Raw genomic sequence first — 18,829 nt, forward strand, 5'->3', positions numbered from 1 at the left:
TAAAATACTGAAAATTCTTGACATAGGAAGTGAAGTTTGCTATAACATTGTGCCCACAATGTCAAAATACCGATCGCGCCGATCGACTGAATCTAAAAGTATCCACAGAAGTTCTTGATACGATCATTATTTCACCTTTAATGTCGCAAGGAGGCTCACGCTCTACCCGATAGGGTGAGCGTTGAGAGGAATTGCGACCAACAAAGTTCGGACTTGCGTAGCACTGCTTTTTAAGCTATCATGTCATAAGCGTGAGTTTTAAAAGTCGATGAAACAAGTCTTAACCCTAGTGGTAAAGCTTCAACCTACGCCAGAACAGCGTCAATTATTAGACGATACTACCAAGGCGTTTGCTGATGCTTGCAACTATATTAATAACAACGTTAAGGCGAGTTTGACAGAGAGAAACTCAATCCAAGCAGTTTGTTATCAAGACGTTAAAGAGCGTTTTGGTTTAACCGCTAATCATGTTGTTAGAGCTTGTGAAGCGAGTCGGTGCGAATCGTTTAACTGCCAAATATAAAGGCAAAAAAGTTAAAGGATTCAAGCCTACCAGTTTTGACTGTGATTCTCGTACTTTCCGTTTGATTGAAGACGGCTATTTAGCTAGTATCAGTACCACGGGAAAACGAATCAAAATACCAATGAGAGTTAGTAATTATCATCGCGGTCAACTCTCAGGTCAAAATCCAATTTCCGCACAATTATGTCAACATAAAGATGGGGATTGGTATATCCATATTCAAGTTAAAAATGATGTACCATCCCCTTTGAAAACCAGTCATGTCATGGGGGTCGATTTTGGCAGACGCGATATCGCTGTAACCAGTACAGGGAAGTCATGGTCTGGAAAAGAAATTCAAGACAAAAGAGATAAATTTAATCGGGTTCGGGCTTCTCTCCAAAAGAAAGCTACTCTAGGCACAAGGTCAACTAGACGTAGAGCTAGAAACATCTTGAAACGGTTATCGGGTAGAGAGAGACGGTATCAGGCATGGTTAAACCATAATATATCCAAAGCTATCATTAACGAAGCCAAGCAATCTCAATCCCTCATTGCTATTGAGGATTTAACAGGTATTCGAGGTAGAACCAATCAGAAACCGAGAAACAAGACTGAACGAAGACGGTCTAATTCTTGGGCTTTCTACCAACTGCGTCAATTTCTCGAATACAAAGGAATAAAAGAAGGAATTGAGATCCTAGCAGTTAACCCTGCTTATACCAGTCAAACCTGTCATTGTTGTCTGCACATTGGACTCAGAAACAATAAGTCTTTTAAGTGTAGTAATAAAGCTTGTGGATGGATTGGGGATGCTGATAATAATGGCTCGTTGATGATAGCTTTAGTGGGGCTGAGTGTAAACCAGCCTAGAGGTTCAGAATTGTTGGCTTGTCCAATTGATTCTAGGGCTACTGAAAGCCTACGCTGTACGCTTGCGTCAGCGTAGGTAGTTTACAAATTTTGTGATGTTTTAGCTACTCCGATCGCAAACTCAGCCTGAGTCATCTCTGCAAGGCATTTTGCAACATACTTTCAAAAAAAGTATCCAGAGAAGTTCCTGATGCTTTCGTCATTGCAGAAAGCACACTTTTCTGAGCAAAAGAACAGTACAGCCCCGCTTCCAAAAACCAAGGTTGTCCCTGCGGATCGATGCGAAAATCAAATAGACTATAATCGCGACAACCCAAAGCGATGTGGCATTTTCTGGCCTGGGTCCAAACTCTCTCCGTAATCGGATCGCTGGTGTCAACTATCCACGACTTGGTACTATCCTTAGAAGTCAAACTCAAGTTGCCATCGTCATTTTGTTTCAGCTTATCGGCATAACTCCGAATTGGCTTCGTATCAGGATGCACAGCATACTCTTCCAGCGGCAAGCAGACGAGCTCGCCGGCTTGGACAATAATCCCACAGCGAACTTCTCTACCCAATTCAATGAATTTTTCTACTAGCACTTCCTCTGAATGAGTCAATGCTGTCTGCAAAGCCGCATCATAGTCAGCAGCATTTTTAACTAAGGCAACTCCCAGAGAATTATCCGCATTCAGCGGCTTGATCACCACCGGAAAATCAATCGAAGGTCGATCGCCCGCGCGGACAACTTCTCCCAACGGTACACTTACCCCAGCGGCTGCTACTACTGCCTTAGTCTTCGCTTTATCAGCCACCAGCGCCATCAACTCAGCCGGATTACCCACATAAGGAATATGCAGCAGATCGAACAAGCTGCGGTATTGAGTCATGCCGGGGATGCAAAACATCTGCGGTACCATTACGTCAATCTTTAGCTGTGTCAGCACCTGCACAGCGCCCGCTAGAGACATGGGATTAGCGGCTGCGATCGCACCTTGATCGAGAGATGTAGGAAAACGCCATTGGCGATCGGGAGAAATATAGGCAATATGAAATTCATAGAGTGCTGAATTAGCAGTATTTTTCAGACAATCTTCTGCATAAAGGCGCGATAAATTACAGAAAAAATCGCTAACTGCCGATCCGACTAAATGCAAAACCCGTACTACTGACATCCTCAATCTCCCCCTATTTCCACAAGTTTGCCAATATTAAAATCAATCCGAATCCACTCTTTCGGCTTCTGTAAATTTCCCCATAACAACAAGGGAATTTGCCAATGATGCACCATCAAAAACGGCAGCGGATCGTCCCACTCGAAGATAGCATCTTTGCCTTGGGCGATAATTTGTAACCGCTCAGAAACGAGCTTCGGCGATCGCAAATGAGTCACCAATCGCCAAATTTCATGGTAAATCCAGTAAGTCGGGCGACTTGATGCCAAAGGCTGCACAGTCTGTGGTAAAGGGTCGAGATCCAAATAAGCTTTTGCCACATCGGGATGGTTGTAAAACATCGTGATGGCTGAATGGGTGCGGGGGTTGCATTCGATCGCGTAAATCTCTCCATCATCCGCCGCCTGAATGAAATCAAAGGAAATTTGTCCTGTCAGATTGAGACTCTTGGCAAATTGACGAATCCAATTTCCGATATCCGGGCGATCGACATTCTGGTAATTCACCTGAAAAGCCGACGATTCACAGCAACAGTGCAACTGAAGATGACCATCACGAATTGTACTGTGAGTGCAGAATTCTTGCCCTGGAATATACTCTTGCATAATCCAAGGTTTACTCTCAGAAATTGGTAATGAGTTGACAAAAGCGGCAGTTTCTGATGGGGTTTCGCAGGGTAATTTAGTTAAGTTTAACCTGCGGACAGAATCGTAGGGAATACTTTTGATAATATATGGACGCTGTGCATCACTAAAATCAAAATCGATTACTTGCTGCGGATTAGTAATGCGATAAGACTTCGGAACTCGCAGCCCCAATGCTGCCGCGGCTTTTGCAAAATCATATTTATCATCCAAACGTTGCAGAGTTTCGACATCTACGTGCATTACCGTACAGTGTCCAGAAAGTACCCTTTTGACTTCGGCATCGTAGTAACTGGCGACTGGACTACAAACGGGAACGTAAACATTAACTTTCTCTTGTTGGACAATTTTTAAGAGTGCTTGGGGGTATTCCTCTGTCTGGGGATTTGGTACTGTGTAAAAGCGATCGACTGCCCAAGAGTAACGATGACCCGTCAGCCAGTATTTCTCGCTTTCAACCAAAATTACCCGATGACCGGCATTATGGAACGATCGGGCTAGCTGCAATGCTTTGGTCATCTTGCCGCCACTGATTAAAATCGTTTGGGGAGTGGCTGTAGTCGATCGAGACTGAAACGGTTTGAGGATGATGGATCTCAGTAGGGCGATCGCAGTTAAAGCAATATTCAGGGGCATTACTAATAGCAGCAAAATTAATGTGGCTATGGTTTTGAATGCAGTCTGGAAGCGCCTATTCCCAGTGTTTGTTTCCTGTTCAGATGGCATCGCTGCCACAGAAACTGTTTCGAGCATAATTTTCTAGTAAGTAAACACTCTAATTAAAGGTAATATCAAATCTGTTAGCATCCGAATTATTCATATCTCTCTTGTTTTAATCTGCTTAATCTGCGTCCATCCACTGTCATCTGCGGTGAAGAAATTATCTTTTTTAAACCGCAGATGAGGGCAGATAAACACAGATTAACGCAGATGAATTATATGAATTCCGGTGGCACAGATCCGATCCGGCTAAATCCGCATGAGGACTTTGACCGCTCCTAGCTGGCCTGATTGAGGGAATCTCCGGGGCAAGAGAACACGCTCTAAACGCGCCGAATTAAGGTCAATCCATCTCTGAGCGGCACTAACACTTGCTCTACGCGCGGATCGTCAACTAGAGCCTGGTTGAATTTGGCGATCGCAACTCCGTTATCAGTAGCAGTACCTGACAAGTAGGGCTGTCCCTGCATCAGAGTATTGTCTGCACATATCAAGCCATTGGGAGCCAACAGCCCGGTAGTTAGGAGTAAATCGAGATAGTCTATGTATCCAGCTTTATCAGCATCGATAAATACCAAATCGAACACTTCTCCATTAGCAGCCAATTGTTTCATGGTTTCTAGAGCCGGTGCCACCTTCACTGAGATTTTGTGGCCGGCAGTAGATTCGTGAAAACACTTCTGGGCAAATTCAGCGACGTAAGCATCTACTTCGCAGGCTACCACCACTCCATCCACTGGCAGGGCTTCGGCCATTGCTAGTGCTGAGTACCCGGTAAACATCCCTATTTCCAGTACGCGCTGTGCTTTGGTGAGATGGACGAGAAACTTCAGCATTTGGCCTTCCACATGGCCCGAAAGCATTTCCTGTTCCAAGTGGCGCACTGTCTCGCCGTCAGAGAATCGCTTACTCCAATCTTCTGATTGGGTGCGCTTTACTAACGTGGCTAAGGCGGGAGATTCCGGCGTGGTACAAAGGTTCAGGTACGGATCGAGACCATTTGCTAGTTCGTAGGCTTGTTGTAATTGGGCCTTGAAAGCTCGATCGAGATTATCGATTTTTTCTACTTGCGAGGCGAGACTTTCGAGTAAAGAGGCTAAAATCCCGACTGGGGTAACGGGTCTCATCTTTATACCCCGGCTGTGGAACGAGTTGCAACTTTCTGCAATACCACATACATATCCTCGCCATCACCATGACGCGGATAGCCCTGACAGATTTCTCGATGCACCTCTAGGGCTTCATCCAACTCAGTTCGAGTCAAATCATTCATGAAAAAGCAGTCACCAATGGGGCATGGAGCTGCTGCACGCTGAAGGCCGTCGCGGGTACGACTGATCGATGTTGTGGCTTTCCAGAGCAGTTCTGATGTGAGATAAGGGCTGTCTATTGCTAGTCCGAGGCGGCTCATTAATCTTAAGATGCGATCGCGATCGGCGATCGAAATGTAGCCCCGCAGTTGGGCAATGGTGGCCGAAAAAGCCATATCGATGGCGACACTATGGCCGTGGAACATCGGAATTTCCGGTGTTAGTTCCAGCGTCGGACTCCAAGTGTGACCATAGGCAATCACTCGATCCAAATCTAGCTCGTGGAGGTTTGGTACTTCTAAGGCCAGCATTGACTGAATCGCGTTGTAGGTTAAGCGATGGGCCACTTCGCGCAGTTCAGATGTGCCGTCTAAATAACCAAAATGGCTGTGCAGCAATGCTTCGCCGTAGTTTTCTAACAACTCGAAGATTTCTTTGTTGCCTACTACGGCGATCTTAATTAACTCTGCCATGCCGTTTCGTATTTGGTCGATCGGCAGAGTTTTCAGAAAGGAGAAATCTAAGATTACTTTCTGCGAAGCGTGGTAAGCGCCGAGGCGGTTTTTCAGCTTACCGTGGTTCACAGCTACTTTGATTGCCACACTGGCATCAATCAGCCCAATTAAAGTTGTCGGTACGCGAATGTAGTTAGTCCGACGGCGATAGGATGAGCAGGCAAAACCAGCTACGTCTGTCGTCAATCCACCACCGACTACCAAAACAGGCTCCTTCCGCACGAGTCCGAAATCAACGAAGGCATCTATGATGCTTTCAAAAGTTTTTAAGGTCTTATCAGGTTCCTTGATATTAACTGGAAAGACTGTTAAATCTATCTCGTGATGCTTGAAATAATCCTGCATCTGTCCACCATAAAGACCATAGACTGTTTCATCTACAACCATTAAACAGCGACCAAATTGGCGGTAACTATCCGCAATCTCAGGATTCTCCAGCTTGAAAGCACCATCTACGTAGAGCAAGCTGAAATCTATTTTTTCGTACCCCTCAATTTGAAAAGCTCTATCGGTAGATGTAAACGTAGCTTGAATGTCACCCATAAGATTTTTGCACTTTCATGTTGATCAGTAACTGTAAGTATCTGGGCGAGCTTCAAAAGTATCAATCCTTTTGCTGGCAAACTTCCTAGACATTAACTTGACAATTTGTCATTTAATATGAACTTAACAATTCACCTAAAAATTTACTTTCAGAGTTGTTTGTTAAGACTAGGTTAAATACTGCTTATCGAGTATTTATACTTAAAGCATTTTGAGGATTGATTTGAGACCGCCTCAATGCTTACACAAAATTTAACATAACGAATTTCTCATCTTTATGCAACCAGATTCAGTAAAATTTGATATATTTTTTTTTAATATCATATTATCCAGAGACAAATCGCGAAAACCCGAAATTACAGCAGCCTCATCTATTGAAACGACTCGTTGCGATCGATCGTTGAAATCACTTTATCTTTTTTGAGCGGGTTCGCTGTGTATTTCCAGTTGATTAGACCTCTTGCAAAAGTCCTTTTCATAAATTTATTGGACGGGCGGGACGCCCATCCCACAAGAAAAAATAACTTTTGTGGGATGGGCCCCAGATCCCGTCCTAGTTATTTTTGCAAGAGGTCCATTATCAACCAAATTAAATATCCAATCAGCCGATTAATGCCTAGTTAATAAAGGGAATAATAAACCTGGATTTTAGATTACGAAATTTCCTGGGAACATATAGCAATCCTCGCATCATTTGTAAAAATATGTAGGGGTAGTGCTAAGAGTGCCTACCCCAGCCTGCATCGGGGCAACCACGGGGGGTTTGCCCCTACAAGAATTACACGAATCATTTAGGATTGCTATAAATCAAGCCCGATCGCCCGACAGCACTTTAACAGCAGCAGACGCAGGTAATGGAGCGTCAATCGATTTTAGATTTTAGATTTTAGATTTTAGATTTTAGATTTTAGATTTTAGAATTGACTTGCGCGAGATAAATGCGGGGGCTGGAGGATTTTAGATTTTAGATTTTGGATTGATTCCACGGATAAATGACGTGGCGGGTACCACCTTTGAAATTATTGGTCAAAATTGCCGCCCAAACTATTAACTTGAGGCATCAAAGTACCCATTTCCAATGGGCAAGATATTGGTCTAATTTGTCGATCGACCCAGAGTGGAATTTTTACCTTGGGGGCGGGTATAATCACCACCCCACAAGAGTCTTAAGATTTTTCCCGATGCAAATCTTGATGTTTTTTGAGCTTAAAAATACTGCTAAGCTGTTCTACATTTAAATTGTGTGTCAAAAATCACTAAAACTTTTGTGGGACGGGCTTCTAGCCTGTCCCGAATTTCCAATTTAAATGCGTAACAGCTTAGCCCAATTTAAGAGGGGATTTGATCCGACGATACATCGGGGGCGAGCGACAGATTTCCTTCGCCCGAAAGCACTTGAGCAGCAGATCCTGTAGTTAATCGATGATCGTAAGAGTGTGTTCCCAAACCCTTAACTTGGCGCATCAAAGTACCCATTTCCAAAGCACTCATCGCATAATTCCAGCCCAAATTGCTTTTAATTCCAGCCCTTTCCAAAGCTTGCTGCATCGTGTCAGTCGTCACCACCCCAAAAATCACCGGCACCCCTGTCTGAAAAGCAGCAGCAGCAATTCCCTTAGCAACCTCACCAGCCACAAAATCGAAATGAGGAGTTTGGCCCCGAATTACCGCACCCAGACAAATTACCGCATCGTAGCGGTGAGAAAGAGCCGCTTGGCGCGCCACCAAAGGAATCTCAAAACTTCCCGGAACCCAAAAAAAGTCCACCTGAGATCCATGAGGATTAATATCAACCCCGTGGCGTTTCAAACAATCTTGACATCCCTCCAAAAGTTTGTTAACCACCAAATCGTTAAAACGACCGATGACAATCGCAAATCGCAAAGATTCGGTGTGAGTAAAAGTTCCCTCGAAAACAGTCATAGTGTTCTACTTTAGATTTTAGATTTTAGGTTTTAGAGTTGTGTTTGTGAGAAGGCAAAAGTCAGAAAGCAGCAGCATCTCATCTGAATCTCAAGTGCAAAAACATACAGAATCGCGCGGTCTGGAAAATGCCTAGCTTCTGCCGAATGCCTTTTAATCGCTGGTGAATGCCTTCATCCTTCTATCTTTTACCTTCTTTATCCGATAGACTTGGGTGAAATTAAACGACTAAAAAGTTCAATACACCCACTGCAATAACCAGCAAAAACCACAGACCCGATCCGACATAAATCAGGGATTTAGACTGATTCCAGTTTTGGGGAGAGGCATAAGCAACTGGCACGCCAACGACCATCACAAAAGACAGCAGTACCAGACCCAGTAAAACCACTTGAAACAGAATTGATAACATCTTTTCTCCTTTCGATATAACCGTGCGTTGATCGGAAATAGTTTCCCAGAACCGAAAAAAATCTTCCAAATTCTAGTTTTTGACAGTTTCCCGATAGTCGATCGAGAAATTGTCGGTTGATTGATACGAAAGAACCCAGGCAAATTCGGGCGTTGCGCGAACAGGCGTCAGCGGCTCTTAAGATTTTTATCAATTTTATCATTGTTCGTTACAGCACAGAAAACTGGAAAGGTTAACTTAAAGCCCGATCGACACATCCGGTTTCAGAGGGCGAGAAATTGCTACTGTTTGAGTTAGAGATGCGGGATTTTCGGCTATGGACTTAGTTTTGTGCCACACAACAGCAGATTTTGACGCCTTGGGGGCGGCGGTGGGACTTTGCGTGCTGCGCCCTGGTAGCAGGATCGTATTGACGGGCGGGTGTCATCCGACAGTGCGGGATTTTTTGGCGCTACACCGCGACGAGTACCCACTGATTGAACGCCGATCGGTCAATCCGCAACAAATTCGATCGATTACTATAGTTGATGCCTCCGGGCGCGATCGCTTGGGAAAAGCCGCCGAGTGGCTGGATTTGCCACAAGTAAGGGAAATTGCTATTTTCGACCACCACCTAGAGGCGCATTCAGACATCCCCGCTACTGTTACGCAGATCGAAGCAGTCGGAGCCAGCACAACATTAATTGTCGAAAAACTCAAAAATCAAGCAGAAAACAGCGACATACCCTTCCGCCTTCTGCCTTCGGAAGCAACAGTAATGGCCCTCGGCATCCACGTCGATACAGGTTCCCTCACCTTTGAGGGCGCAACTGCGCGAGATGCCATAGCTTTGGCCTGGTTGATGGAACAGGGAGCGAGTTTGGGGGTAATAGCTGAATATGTAGAACCCGCTTTGTCTCCTCAATTGCAAGATTTGCTGAGAGAAGCGCTCAAGAATTTGCGATCGGAAACTTTGCACGGTTACAGCGTAGCCTGGGTGCTGCTGTCTACTGAAGCTTATGTTCCGGGACTTTCTTCGCTGGCTTCTCGCTTGCTCGATTTAACGGAAACCGATGCTCTGCTGTTAGGCAATGTTTATAAATTTAGCGAAAACGACAACAACCGCAACATCGCTCCCGAATCGCCAGTTTCCAATCGATTAACTATTATCGGTCGATCGCGCATCGAAGGTACAAACCTCAGCGAATTGTTCAAACCCTTCGGCGGGGGAGGCCACGCCCGCGCCGCTTCCCTCGCTACCCGCGATGTTGACCCCCTGCTGACTTTAAATCAGTTAGCTGACGAACTCAAAACTCAAATTCCCCACCCTCCGACAGCCCGCGAATTAATGTCGTCTCCAGTGCGGAGTATTCGCCCGGAAACCTCGGTGGGGGAAGCTCACCGTATCCTCCTACGTTACGGACATTCAGGGCTTTCTGTGGTCGATGCGGGCGATCGGCTCGCCGGCATTATCTCGCGCCGCGACATTGACATTGCCCTGCACCACGGTTTCAGCCACGCCCCGGTGAAGGGTTACATGAGTCCGCAGTTAAAAACGATCGCCCCAGATACCTTGCTGCCGGAAATTGAATCTTTAATGGTGACATACGATATCGGGCGCTTGCCAGTATTGGAAAACGGTCAACTGATGGGAATTGTGACTCGGACTGATGTGTTGCGGGAATTGCACCAGCAAAAAGCGCGAGACAGGGGAAGTAGTGCAGAATTCTCTTATTGTGCTGTGTCCGAATCGGTTGAGCAGTTGTTGCGATCGCGCATCAGTCCCGAATTATGGCAATTATTGTCGATCGCCGCCAATATTGCCCAAAACCGCGGCTGGCAACTTTATATTGTGGGTGGAGCAGTCCGGGATTTACTGTTGGCGACGGATGATACCAAGGGCGGGCAAGATGCCCACCCCACAACATTAAACTCTTGTGGAACAGGCATCTTGCCTGTTGCCCTAACAGATATCGATTTGGTTGTGGATGGAAAGTGCGGTTCCGATGATTCCGGTGCTGGTGTCGAGTTAGCTTCCTCGCTGCAAAAACTTTACCCAGAATCGCGTTTGGACGTTCACGGTCAATTTCAAACCGCCGCGCTTTTGTGGCACAAAGACTCTGCTTTCGGCTCGCTGTGGGTGGATATCGCTACGGCTCGCACTGAATTTTACCCTTATCCGGCTGCAAATCCTGAAGTTGAAGCGAGTTCAATTCGCCAAGATTTGTACCGCAGGGATTTTACAATTAATGCGCTGGCTGTGCGGTTGGGTGTTCCTCGCAGCGGCGAATTGTTAGATTTTTTCTGCGGTTTGCTGGATTTGGAATCGAAGCAAATTCGAGTTTTGCACGCCAATAGTTTTATCGAAGATCCGACGCGAATTTATCGCGCGGTGCGGTTTGCGGTGCGGTTGGGATTTGAAATTGAGCCACAGACGGAAGGATACATACGCAACGCTTTGGCCAGCGGGATTTATTACCGAATTCAGGGGGAAAACGGCCGAGCTCCGGCTTTGGAAACTAGGCTGAAAAGTGAATTGAAATACATTTTGCAAGCTCCTTACTGGAAAGTTGCTTTGCAAATGCTGGGAGATTTGCAGGCTTTGCGCTGCATTCATCCTAGTTTGGAGTTGGATCGGGAGTTGTGGCGGCAACTGCGTTTGCTCGATCGGTGTTTGCAAGGAAGGAAGAAGGAAGGCACGACACGGATTTTGACACGGATACACGGATTAACGATTGAGGGTGAGTCACGAGTCAGAGGGAATAAGGAAGAGGGAATACGGAAGAAGGAAGAAAAAGAAAAAGCAACTATTCTCAAGGCTCAATCCCCAATTCCCAATTCCCCATTCCCTATTATCAATATTCCCGATTGGCAGATGCGGCTGGAAGTTTTGATAGCTTATGTAGCACCGGAATATCGCGGCAAGGTGGCTGCAAATCTTCAGTTACCTGCTGACAGTATTAAGCGGTTGGAAGTTTTGGAAGCCGGAAAGAATCAGTTAGCAGAGAATTTGCCTAAGTGCGAGTTGCCGAGTCAGTTGGTGTTGCTGTTGAGGAATTATGAATTGCCGGTGTTAATTGCGATCGCCCTACAAAGTCCGCGAAGTGCACGCCGCCAAATCTGGGAATATCTCACCAAATGGGCGAATGTTGAGCCGCCTTTGAATGGCAACGATTTGAAGGCTTTGGGTTATAAGCCGGGGCCTGGGTTTAAACGAATGTTGGATGATTTGTTGGCGGCGAAGTTGGATGGCGATTTGGGCGATCGGGCTGCTGCTATCTCTTTCTTAGCACAACGTTATCCTCAAGCTTAGTAAGGTGCGTCAGCAGCGCGTTATTTTTTATCTAATTGATTAGCTAATTGCTGACGCACTCTACTAAAATTTAAGTTTTCAATCCTAAACAGCCTAACCAGGCGATCGCACATTATTGATATTTCGAGAATTAAGGTGAAGAAACATCGCTCCTGGTTTAATCGCAATTCTCCTTGCAAACTCACTTGATTTTATAAATGTCAGCATTTTCCCTTTTAATTTCATAAAACCGCTGATCCGTCAACTAAAAACCTCAATCTTTACAAAATTTTTGTGATCGTAAAGATTCGATAAAGCTACGAGGGGTTATACCCCCTATGAGTTATAGTGACATATATATAGATGCACCCTGATGGCTTTCCCGTTCCACAAGAGCGGGATTTTTATTGGAAAAATATTGTATTAAGTTTTAAGACACCTGCTAGAGATAGAATTGGTGGAAAATTTCAATAGAACGATCGCAGCAACGGTCATTAGTACAACTGCCACTAATGGCGAAGGCACCGCTTTCGTGAAGCGAGGCAGAATAAAGAAGCCAATATTTGCTCCTACATCAAATACGATGTCACATTTATGCAACTCAATTCCATTTTTGATGTAGGTGTGTACTTCTTTATACACAAACTGGGCTTAGTGCTTCTGTAACCAAAATATGATCCTCCCACTCGTAAGTTTCACTTATTTATAGTTTTTTTTCATTCTGTACACTTCTTACTTAGTTTTTGAACTCTGATAGCCTGCAATCTTCTGCAGACAAGGCTGTTACTGGTTTTGAACAGCCCCTCCACAGATACGTTTTGATTAAGACAGAGAAGGAAAAGGTGTGCCCGTTTCATCGTAGCTATAGCCTTGCTTTTCACGAACCATCGCTAAACCTTCTTGTAGTGCACTCAGGCGATCGCCCATCCAGTGATGTCCGGGAATTAAACCAGCAATACCTAACTTTTCTAAGCGACGTTTTACCTTCCCTGTTGCCCCAAGAACAATCACTTGCCGCCCAGCCTCAATCGCCTCTTTAATCGCATTTTCGATTGCCAAAGAAGACGTTACGCCCAGCATAGGAACTTCACCTAAATCGACAATCAAAACATCATAATTGGCAATAGCGCTATGTTCTCTAGCAATGGCTTTGGCAACACCAAAAATCATTGGCCCGCTGAGATGGAACAGTAAAACTCGACCGTTTGCTAAATCTAACAGTTGCTTTTCTTTCTCAGTGAGGACAATTTGATCGTCAGCGTCAGTAATCGCTTTCACGGAATTGGATTGAAGTTGCTCAAGGCGCTCGATTGTCAAGATATTAGCAATAAATACCCCTACGGCAACAGCTATCATTAAATCGACAAACACCGTGAGAAATACCACAGTATAGACAATGCCGGCTGCCTTCCAAGAAATTTTGTGAACCCGTTTGAGGAAAGCCCAATCAATAATATTGATCCCTACTTTTAAGACAATCCCAGCTAACACAGCCAGGGGAATGCCAGAAGTTAGAGGAGCCGCCCACAAAACGACGATTAACAGCACTAAAGCCCGACTAATACCAGATAATGCAGTGCGTCCACCGGCTTGGATGTTAACTACAGTCGCCGTTGTCGCTCCAGAACCAGCAACTCCACCACATAAACCAGTAATCACATTAGCAATACCTTGCCCGATTAATTCTTTGTTGGATTTGTGTTCGGTACGAGTGAGACTGTCAGACACGAGGCAAGTTAACAAACAATCAATTGAGCCCACCATGCCCAACACCATTGCATTAACAAACATTAACTGCCAATTTTCAGTGCTAAAAGTAGGCATCTGGAATTGAGGCAAACCGGGAGTAATTTTTCCAATAGTGGCAATAGTGCGAATCTCAACACCACTCAATAAAATTAGAGAAATTGCCGTACCGATAACTAAAGCCACCAGTTGCGGTGGTACAACCTTTTTCCATGAAGTCGGGTAAAAGAACAGAATTGCTAAAGTTATTAACCCTAAAAAAGTTTCCGCAGGATTGAGATTAGTGATGATAGTCGGTAGATTCTTGATCACATCAATGACACCACCTTTAGGAGTTGCTTGTCCTAAAAAGGGTGCTATTTGCATAAAAATCAGAATCACACCAATTCCTGTCATAAATCCAGAAATCACGTTATAGGGCAGCATCGTAATATACCGCCCCAATCGCAATACCCCAAAGAGGATTTGAACTACTCCTGCCATCATCACCACAGTAAATGCCATTGCCATGCCATTTTCAGGATTGTTAGCCGTGAGTCCGCTAATAACTGCGGTGACAATTACTGTCATCGGGCCTGTTGGTTCAGAAATTAGACTCGGTGTACCGCCAAATAAAGCAGCAAAAAATCCGACTAATATTGCCCCCCATAATCCGGCAGAAGCACCTGCACCAGAAGCGATACCAAATGCTAATGCCATCGGTAAGGCAACCACCGCTGCGGTTAACCCCCCAAGAATATCTCCTTGTACGTTACGGAAATGGATTTCATTGGTTATTTTCACGACAAATTTTTCCTCTCTTAAAAATCAAGCTGAATTTATCTACGTCGAGTTAACGGAATAGCAATACGGGAATATTGCTACTTCTAAGCAGTTGGGCAGTGGTACTACCAATTACTAAATGGCGAATGCGGCTATGTCCGTAAGCGCCCATTAGTAAAAGGCTGATATCGTGCTGGGTAATATAGTTGGAGATCGCTTTTTCAGATTCACCTTCTATGATGCTACAGACTGGCTCAAATCCTGCTTCTTGCAATCTTTCTTTTGCTTCACTAAGTCGAGCGTTCGCCCTTTGATATGAGTCATTTTTCGTCACTTTTAGTAGATGTAATTCCAAAGTATTGAAGAAAGGATTCTCTACTAAAAATTGCAGTATCTTCTTTCCCGTTAGACTACCATCATAGGCAACTAAAATGCGCTCAATCGGTTTAAAATCACGGGAAGTAACTAAGCAAGGCTTATGACTACTGCGAACAATTCGATCCACATTTGCCCCTAAATGTCCAGAAGCAAAATCGGCTGCTTCTCCGCGTTTACCTAAAACAATCAAATCGGAATTTTCTTCAAACTCATGAAAACAATCCACCAGGAATCCTGTTTTATGAGTTAAATCAAACTTTTCTAGACCTTCAGCTTTTAGAGCCTCGGCGGCATTTTGTAAAATCAATCTTGCCCGTTGATTGTTCAGCTTGGCTTTTTCATGTTCTAAATTCACTAATTCGTTAAGTAATTGTTCTGAAGCGCCAAGTCCAATAGTACCGCTTAAGTTGCCAGTAGACGCTACTTTTTGGCTGCGAATATCGGTGACAGACAAGACTGTAATTTGGGCATTTAGTTGAATAGCAAACCAAGCTGCATATCTATAAATGTTTTCAGCAAAAGATGAACCATCGGTACAGAGTAAAATAGTTTTCATTTGGGTTTTAGCTTCTGACATTTCAGGCATTGAAGGCAAGAATACTACTGATTTTTCATGGCATCGGCGTTTTGAGAAATTGCCAATTTATTCAACAATGTCGTACTCGCTTCATTTAGTCCGATGAGTTCTACTTCTACTCCATTGCGGCGAAATTTAAGCACCGCTTTATCCAGTACCTCCACGGCACCTTGATCCCACAGGTGAGCATAGGTTAAATCAATGGTGACGCGCTCGACCAGTTCTGTAAAATCAAAAGACTCTAGAAATTCATCTCTCGATAAAAAGAAAATTTGTCCAGCTACCTTATAAATGCGATGGGAGCGATCGTCACTCAACACTTTATCCACAAATACCAACTGGGCAATCTTGTTAGAGAAGAATACGGTACTCATGACGATGCCTGTCACTACGCCGAGGGCAAAATTACGGGTGAAAATTGTCACAAACATCGTCGTTAACATGACGGCGGTTTCTGTGCGGGGGATGCGGGAAATATTTTTGAAGGATGACCAGCGAAAGGTACCGATCGACACCATAATCATCACGGCTACTAATGTCGCCATCGGCATTTGCTTGACCCAATCTTGCAAAAACAAAATCGCGAATAACAGGAAAACCCCAGCCGCCAGCGTTGATAGTCTCCCCCGTCCGCCAGACTGCACATTAATCACCGATTGTCCAATCATTCCACACCCAGCCATACCCCCAAAGAAGCCAGTAACGATATTGGCAATGCCTTGTCCTTTGGCTTCTTGGTTTTTATCGCTGGGGGTATCTGTGAGTTCATCCACCAGTGAAGCGGTGAGAAACGAAGCCAATAAACCAACGATCGCCAAGGTCAGGGAATAGGGCAAGATAATCTCTAGTGTCTCTAGAGTTAACGGGACTTGGGGTAGAGCAAATAAGGGTAGGGTAGTCGGTAACTCTCCCATATCCCCGACAGTGGGAACATCGAGTTTGAGAGCGATCGCAGCGATCGTCATCACCGCTAGGGCCACCAAGGGAGAGGGAACTGCTTTGGTAAAACGAGGCAGAATGTAAATAATTGCCAAGGAAAGGACAGTCAGCACATAGACTGCCGGCGGAACATTCGTCAGTTGGGGCAACTGGGCGAGGAAAATTAACACCGCCAGCGCATTGATATAGCCAATCATCACCGCCCTAGGTACAAATCTCATTTGGCGTCCCAGTTTTAGCACCCCAAACAAAACTTGAAAAACCCCGGTTAACAAGGTTGCCGCTAATAGATACTGCAAGCCATGATCTTTGACTAAATCAATCATCAGCAGAGCCATCGCTCCTGTGGCTGCAGAGATTGACCCTGGTCTGCCGCCTAAAAACGCTGTCATGACGGCAATAATAAAGGAGGCATAAAGCCCGACTTTGGGATCGACCCCGGCAATGATCGAAAAGGAGATCGCTTCCGGGATGAGGGCAAGTCCCACGACTGCACCTGCCATAATGTCTCGCTGAGTGTTAAAAAACCACTCTCGCCTCAGAATTGTTCCGTTCAAGTTTCCTCCTAAAGTAGCTGTCTGAAAAAAAGGCAAGGCTATTGACGCACTTCATTTGATCCCACCCATCATGCGATGTGAGATCAACGAGTACGATCGGGAGAAAATAAGCTGTTGCTGGCGCTTTAATTCAGAATCTATAAAGACTGCACCGCACTATGTATTGGTGAAAACCAATAACTCGTTTCAAGTTATAAAGGAGCCTTTCTACAAGCTCATTCCTTGAGTGTTTCTGAGGGATTAAAGTCTGTTTTCAAGCCCGGATATACCCCTAAATCACCCTTTTTTAGTGGAGCTTTGACACTCATTCTCCCCCCTTTTTAAGGGTGGCTGGGGGGTTCTTCTTCCCAACAGAGCGGTAAATATAGAGTTTGAAAACACTTCCTAGCGAACTTACTGACTGCAACACAAACTAATCCAACTCAGACCAGCATTTACTCGCCAAGCTTTGTACTGTTGGATGACAACAACTTTTTGTCACATTAATACTTTAGTTCCACGCTAGGGTGGACAATTCCCAATACTTAGGGCTACTGAAGAGATTGCTTTTTGCTGCATTACTTGCATCTGTTCACCGATGAATACCCACAAGGGAACTTATGGTTTGAAGTCAGCATACCACGACGACTCTACAATTTGCAATAAAAATATATATTTCCTCTTCGTAGCCAGGAAACACTTGATCCAGCTCCTGCGCGATCGCCAACATTTCCATCAATGTCAACCGCGCTCCAACCAGGCGATCGCTATGCGGTTCGTTGGATTGAACATCCAATGGCATCGTTAACTTAATTACTTGCGCTTCCTAAAGATACGCTCTTACACCAACGGCTAAACTTGTTGAATCGCCTCATAGGTGCTATTAATATAGCTGGAGTCCTGTTTTCCATACTTGAAGCCGTGGGTCACTATATCCCTACAAGAACGAACCGAATCAGCCTGCTGACGATCGCTCAACAGTGTCCACCTTAAGTATTGCCCTGCGATCGTTAGCTTAATTCTGGCATTGCCGTATTGCGTTTCAAGAGCGGCATTGCCTATGGAATGAGCCAATCGTTTTAGCGATTCTAGGCTCTCAAGATAGGGCACTATAAGGATTTTGTCATGGTTTTAACGTCATCTGAGTTACGCGAAATAACCTAAAGACGTTAGTATATTGTGGGAAACGGCATCAATGGAATATCAACTTAGCGTTCACAGCAGCCCTGCAACAGGGCGAAAACACCATAATTAATAGTTGATTGTACTCTGATTTTTGAAGTTTTATGGATCAAGAAGATTTTACTCATGATGTTAGGTCAATTTTCTGGAATCCCCAACTGGATGATGCTTACTTTCGCAAACTTTTAATTTGTTTTACTGAATCTTGTCGCCAACAATCAACCCTCTTTGTCACTTATATCATGTCCGAGCGAGCGATTAAAAGGGCGGGTTTTTGAGATTGTCAATTATTGGCAGATATTTTTCGTGCACCCGCCCCTACGGTATTAGGGGTAATCGACGGGACATAATATTAAGCAGTGTATTTGCCAGTTTGGGGGAGCGAATGTGAGTTATAAAACAATTAAAAACCCGGTTTCTGCTTAAAGAAATCGGGTTGTTGAAATCGATGGTGAAGCGCGATTTTCTGTCTACACTATTCGGAAAATAAAAGGGTAGCGGTAAGGTTGGTTAGGAGTTTGCAAAACGTGGAGGATAGCCATTATTGTCAGTCCCCAGTGTAGCAGATAACCTAGGGGCACTAGGATAAAGCCAGCAAGACCAAAAGTGACGACAGTTAACGCCACAATTACGGCGCTGTACAGCCATACATTAAGGTGAAAATTGATGGCTTCTGTGGCGTTTTCTTTGACAACGGGGTCATCTGATACTAACAATACAGCGATCGGCGCTCCGATCGAGAACAGTAACGTGCTGAAAAAAATCGCCCCGTGGCACACCAGTGATAGCAGCTTCCGCTTGTCAGAGTCGTACATATTACTTTTCCTTGACTTTATTGA

At 44.8% G+C, this 18,829-nt stretch carries 15 protein-coding genes; 3 read left to right on the forward strand and 12 right to left on the reverse strand.

All coding sequences use genetic code 11. The annotated features are described in order from the left end of the window. Positions 1-268: 268 nt before the first annotated feature. Positions 269-523 carry a hypothetical protein gene (locus QT987_RS05960; RefSeq protein ID WP_333146151.1) on the forward strand — a complete coding sequence of 85 codons (255 nt, stop codon included), beginning with the start codon at positions 269-271 and terminating at the stop codon, positions 521-523. After that, a complete protein-coding gene (locus QT987_RS05965) occupies positions 468-1,451 on the forward strand; it encodes a transposase (protein WP_333238155.1) in 984 nt (327 codons plus the stop codon). The genes QT987_RS05960 and QT987_RS05965 overlap by 56 nt, the downstream gene beginning before the upstream one ends. A gap of 55 nt (positions 1,452-1,506) precedes the next feature. Here QT987_RS05965 and QT987_RS05970 read toward each other — a convergent pair whose 3' ends face one another. The 6 genes from QT987_RS05970 to psbZ form a co-directional block, all read right to left on the reverse strand. After that, positions 1,507-2,532: an ATP-binding protein gene (locus QT987_RS05970; protein ID WP_333238157.1), complete on the reverse strand. Its 1,026-nt coding sequence runs from the start codon at positions 2,530-2,532 to the stop codon at positions 1,507-1,509. 2 nt (positions 2,533-2,534) lie between these two features. Next, complete coding sequence (locus tag QT987_RS05975; RefSeq protein WP_333238159.1) at positions 2,535-3,929, reverse strand: ATP-grasp enzyme; 1,395 nt, start codon at positions 3,927-3,929, stop codon at positions 2,535-2,537. A 290-nt stretch (positions 3,930-4,219) separates the two neighbouring features. After that, the gene (locus tag QT987_RS05980) at positions 4,220-5,023 is read right to left on the reverse strand and encodes a class I SAM-dependent methyltransferase (protein WP_333238161.1); all 804 of its coding nucleotides are present in this window, start codon (positions 5,021-5,023) and stop codon (positions 4,220-4,222) included. 2 nt (positions 5,024-5,025) lie between these two features. Further along, a complete protein-coding gene (locus QT987_RS05985; RefSeq protein ID WP_333238163.1) occupies positions 5,026-6,264 on the reverse strand; it encodes a sedoheptulose 7-phosphate cyclase in 1,239 nt (412 codons plus the stop codon). Positions 6,265-7,593: 1,329 nt separating this feature from the next. Continuing rightward, positions 7,594-8,187, reverse strand: a complete 594-nt coding sequence (ribH, locus tag QT987_RS05990) for a 6,7-dimethyl-8-ribityllumazine synthase (protein WP_333058250.1) — start codon at positions 8,185-8,187, stop codon at positions 7,594-7,596. 220 nt (positions 8,188-8,407) lie between these two features. Continuing rightward, entirely contained in the window at positions 8,408-8,599 is a 192-nt protein-coding gene (gene psbZ, locus QT987_RS05995) for a photosystem II reaction center protein PsbZ (protein WP_190735314.1), read from the reverse strand. 316 nt (positions 8,600-8,915) lie between these two features. Here psbZ and QT987_RS06000 point away from each other — a divergent pair, with 316 nt between their 5' ends. Then, a complete protein-coding gene (locus QT987_RS06000) occupies positions 8,916-11,891 on the forward strand; it encodes a CBS domain-containing protein (RefSeq protein ID WP_333238165.1) in 2,976 nt (991 codons plus the stop codon). An 801-nt stretch (positions 11,892-12,692) separates the two neighbouring features. Here QT987_RS06000 and bicA read toward each other — a convergent pair. The 6 genes from bicA to QT987_RS06030 all read right to left on the reverse strand — a co-directional run bounded on the left by bicA (position 12,693) and on the right by QT987_RS06030 (position 18,805). Then, entirely contained in the window at positions 12,693-14,399 is a 1,707-nt protein-coding gene (gene bicA / locus QT987_RS06005; RefSeq protein WP_333238167.1) for a bicarbonate transporter BicA, read from the reverse strand. Between the two features lie 49 nt (positions 14,400-14,448). After that, positions 14,449-15,333: a universal stress protein gene (locus QT987_RS06010; protein WP_333238169.1), complete on the reverse strand. Its 885-nt coding sequence runs from the start codon at positions 15,331-15,333 to the stop codon at positions 14,449-14,451. A 23-nt stretch (positions 15,334-15,356) separates the two neighbouring features. After that, complete coding sequence (locus tag QT987_RS06015; protein ID WP_333238171.1) at positions 15,357-16,829, reverse strand: SulP family inorganic anion transporter; 1,473 nt, start codon at positions 16,827-16,829, stop codon at positions 15,357-15,359. 610 nt (positions 16,830-17,439) lie between these two features. After that, positions 17,440-17,610: a hypothetical protein gene (locus QT987_RS06020; RefSeq protein WP_333238174.1), complete on the reverse strand. Its 171-nt coding sequence runs from the start codon at positions 17,608-17,610 to the stop codon at positions 17,440-17,442. Positions 17,611-17,660: 50 nt separating this feature from the next. Then, positions 17,661-17,882 (reverse strand): hypothetical protein, encoded by a 222-nt coding sequence (locus tag QT987_RS06025; protein ID WP_333238176.1) that lies wholly within the window; start codon positions 17,880-17,882, stop codon positions 17,661-17,663. A 578-nt stretch (positions 17,883-18,460) separates the two neighbouring features. Further along, positions 18,461-18,805 (reverse strand): DUF4870 domain-containing protein, encoded by a 345-nt coding sequence (locus tag QT987_RS06030; protein ID WP_333058248.1) that lies wholly within the window; start codon positions 18,803-18,805, stop codon positions 18,461-18,463. Between the last annotated feature and the right edge of the window lie 24 nt (positions 18,806-18,829).

Source organism: Microcoleus sp. SVA1B4 (assembly GCF_036700545.1).
Classification (GTDB): domain Bacteria; phylum Cyanobacteriota; class Cyanobacteriia; order Cyanobacteriales; family Microcoleaceae; genus Microcoleus.

Excerpts from the sequence above, each read along its gene's own strand:
- QT987_RS05980 (WP_333238161.1), bottom strand. The coding sequence starts at position 5,023 with ATGAGACCCGTTACCCCAGTCGGGATTTTAGCCTCTTTACTCGAAAGT.
- QT987_RS06000 (WP_333238165.1), top strand. The coding sequence starts at position 8,916 with ATGGACTTAGTTTTGTGCCACACAACAGCAGATTTTGACGCCTTGGGG.
- QT987_RS06020 (WP_333238174.1), bottom strand. The coding sequence starts at position 17,610 with ATGCCATTGGATGTTCAATCCAACGAACCGCATAGCGATCGCCTGGTT.
- QT987_RS05985 (WP_333238163.1), bottom strand. The coding sequence starts at position 6,264 with ATGGGTGACATTCAAGCTACGTTTACATCTACCGATAGAGCTTTTCAA.
- QT987_RS05975 (WP_333238159.1), bottom strand. The coding sequence starts at position 3,929 with ATGCTCGAAACAGTTTCTGTGGCAGCGATGCCATCTGAACAGGAAACA.
- QT987_RS05960 (WP_333146151.1), top strand. The coding sequence starts at position 269 with ATGAAACAAGTCTTAACCCTAGTGGTAAAGCTTCAACCTACGCCAGAA.
- psbZ (WP_190735314.1), bottom strand. The coding sequence starts at position 8,599 with ATGTTATCAATTCTGTTTCAAGTGGTTTTACTGGGTCTGGTACTGCTG.
- QT987_RS06010 (WP_333238169.1), bottom strand. The coding sequence starts at position 15,333 with ATGTCAGAAGCTAAAACCCAAATGAAAACTATTTTACTCTGTACCGAT.
- QT987_RS05965 (WP_333238155.1), top strand. The coding sequence starts at position 468 with ATGTTGTTAGAGCTTGTGAAGCGAGTCGGTGCGAATCGTTTAACTGCC.
- ribH (WP_333058250.1), bottom strand. The coding sequence starts at position 8,187 with ATGACTGTTTTCGAGGGAACTTTTACTCACACCGAATCTTTGCGATTT.
- QT987_RS05970 (WP_333238157.1), bottom strand. The coding sequence starts at position 2,532 with ATGTCAGTAGTACGGGTTTTGCATTTAGTCGGATCGGCAGTTAGCGAT.
- QT987_RS06030 (WP_333058248.1), bottom strand. The coding sequence starts at position 18,805 with ATGTACGACTCTGACAAGCGGAAGCTGCTATCACTGGTGTGCCACGGG.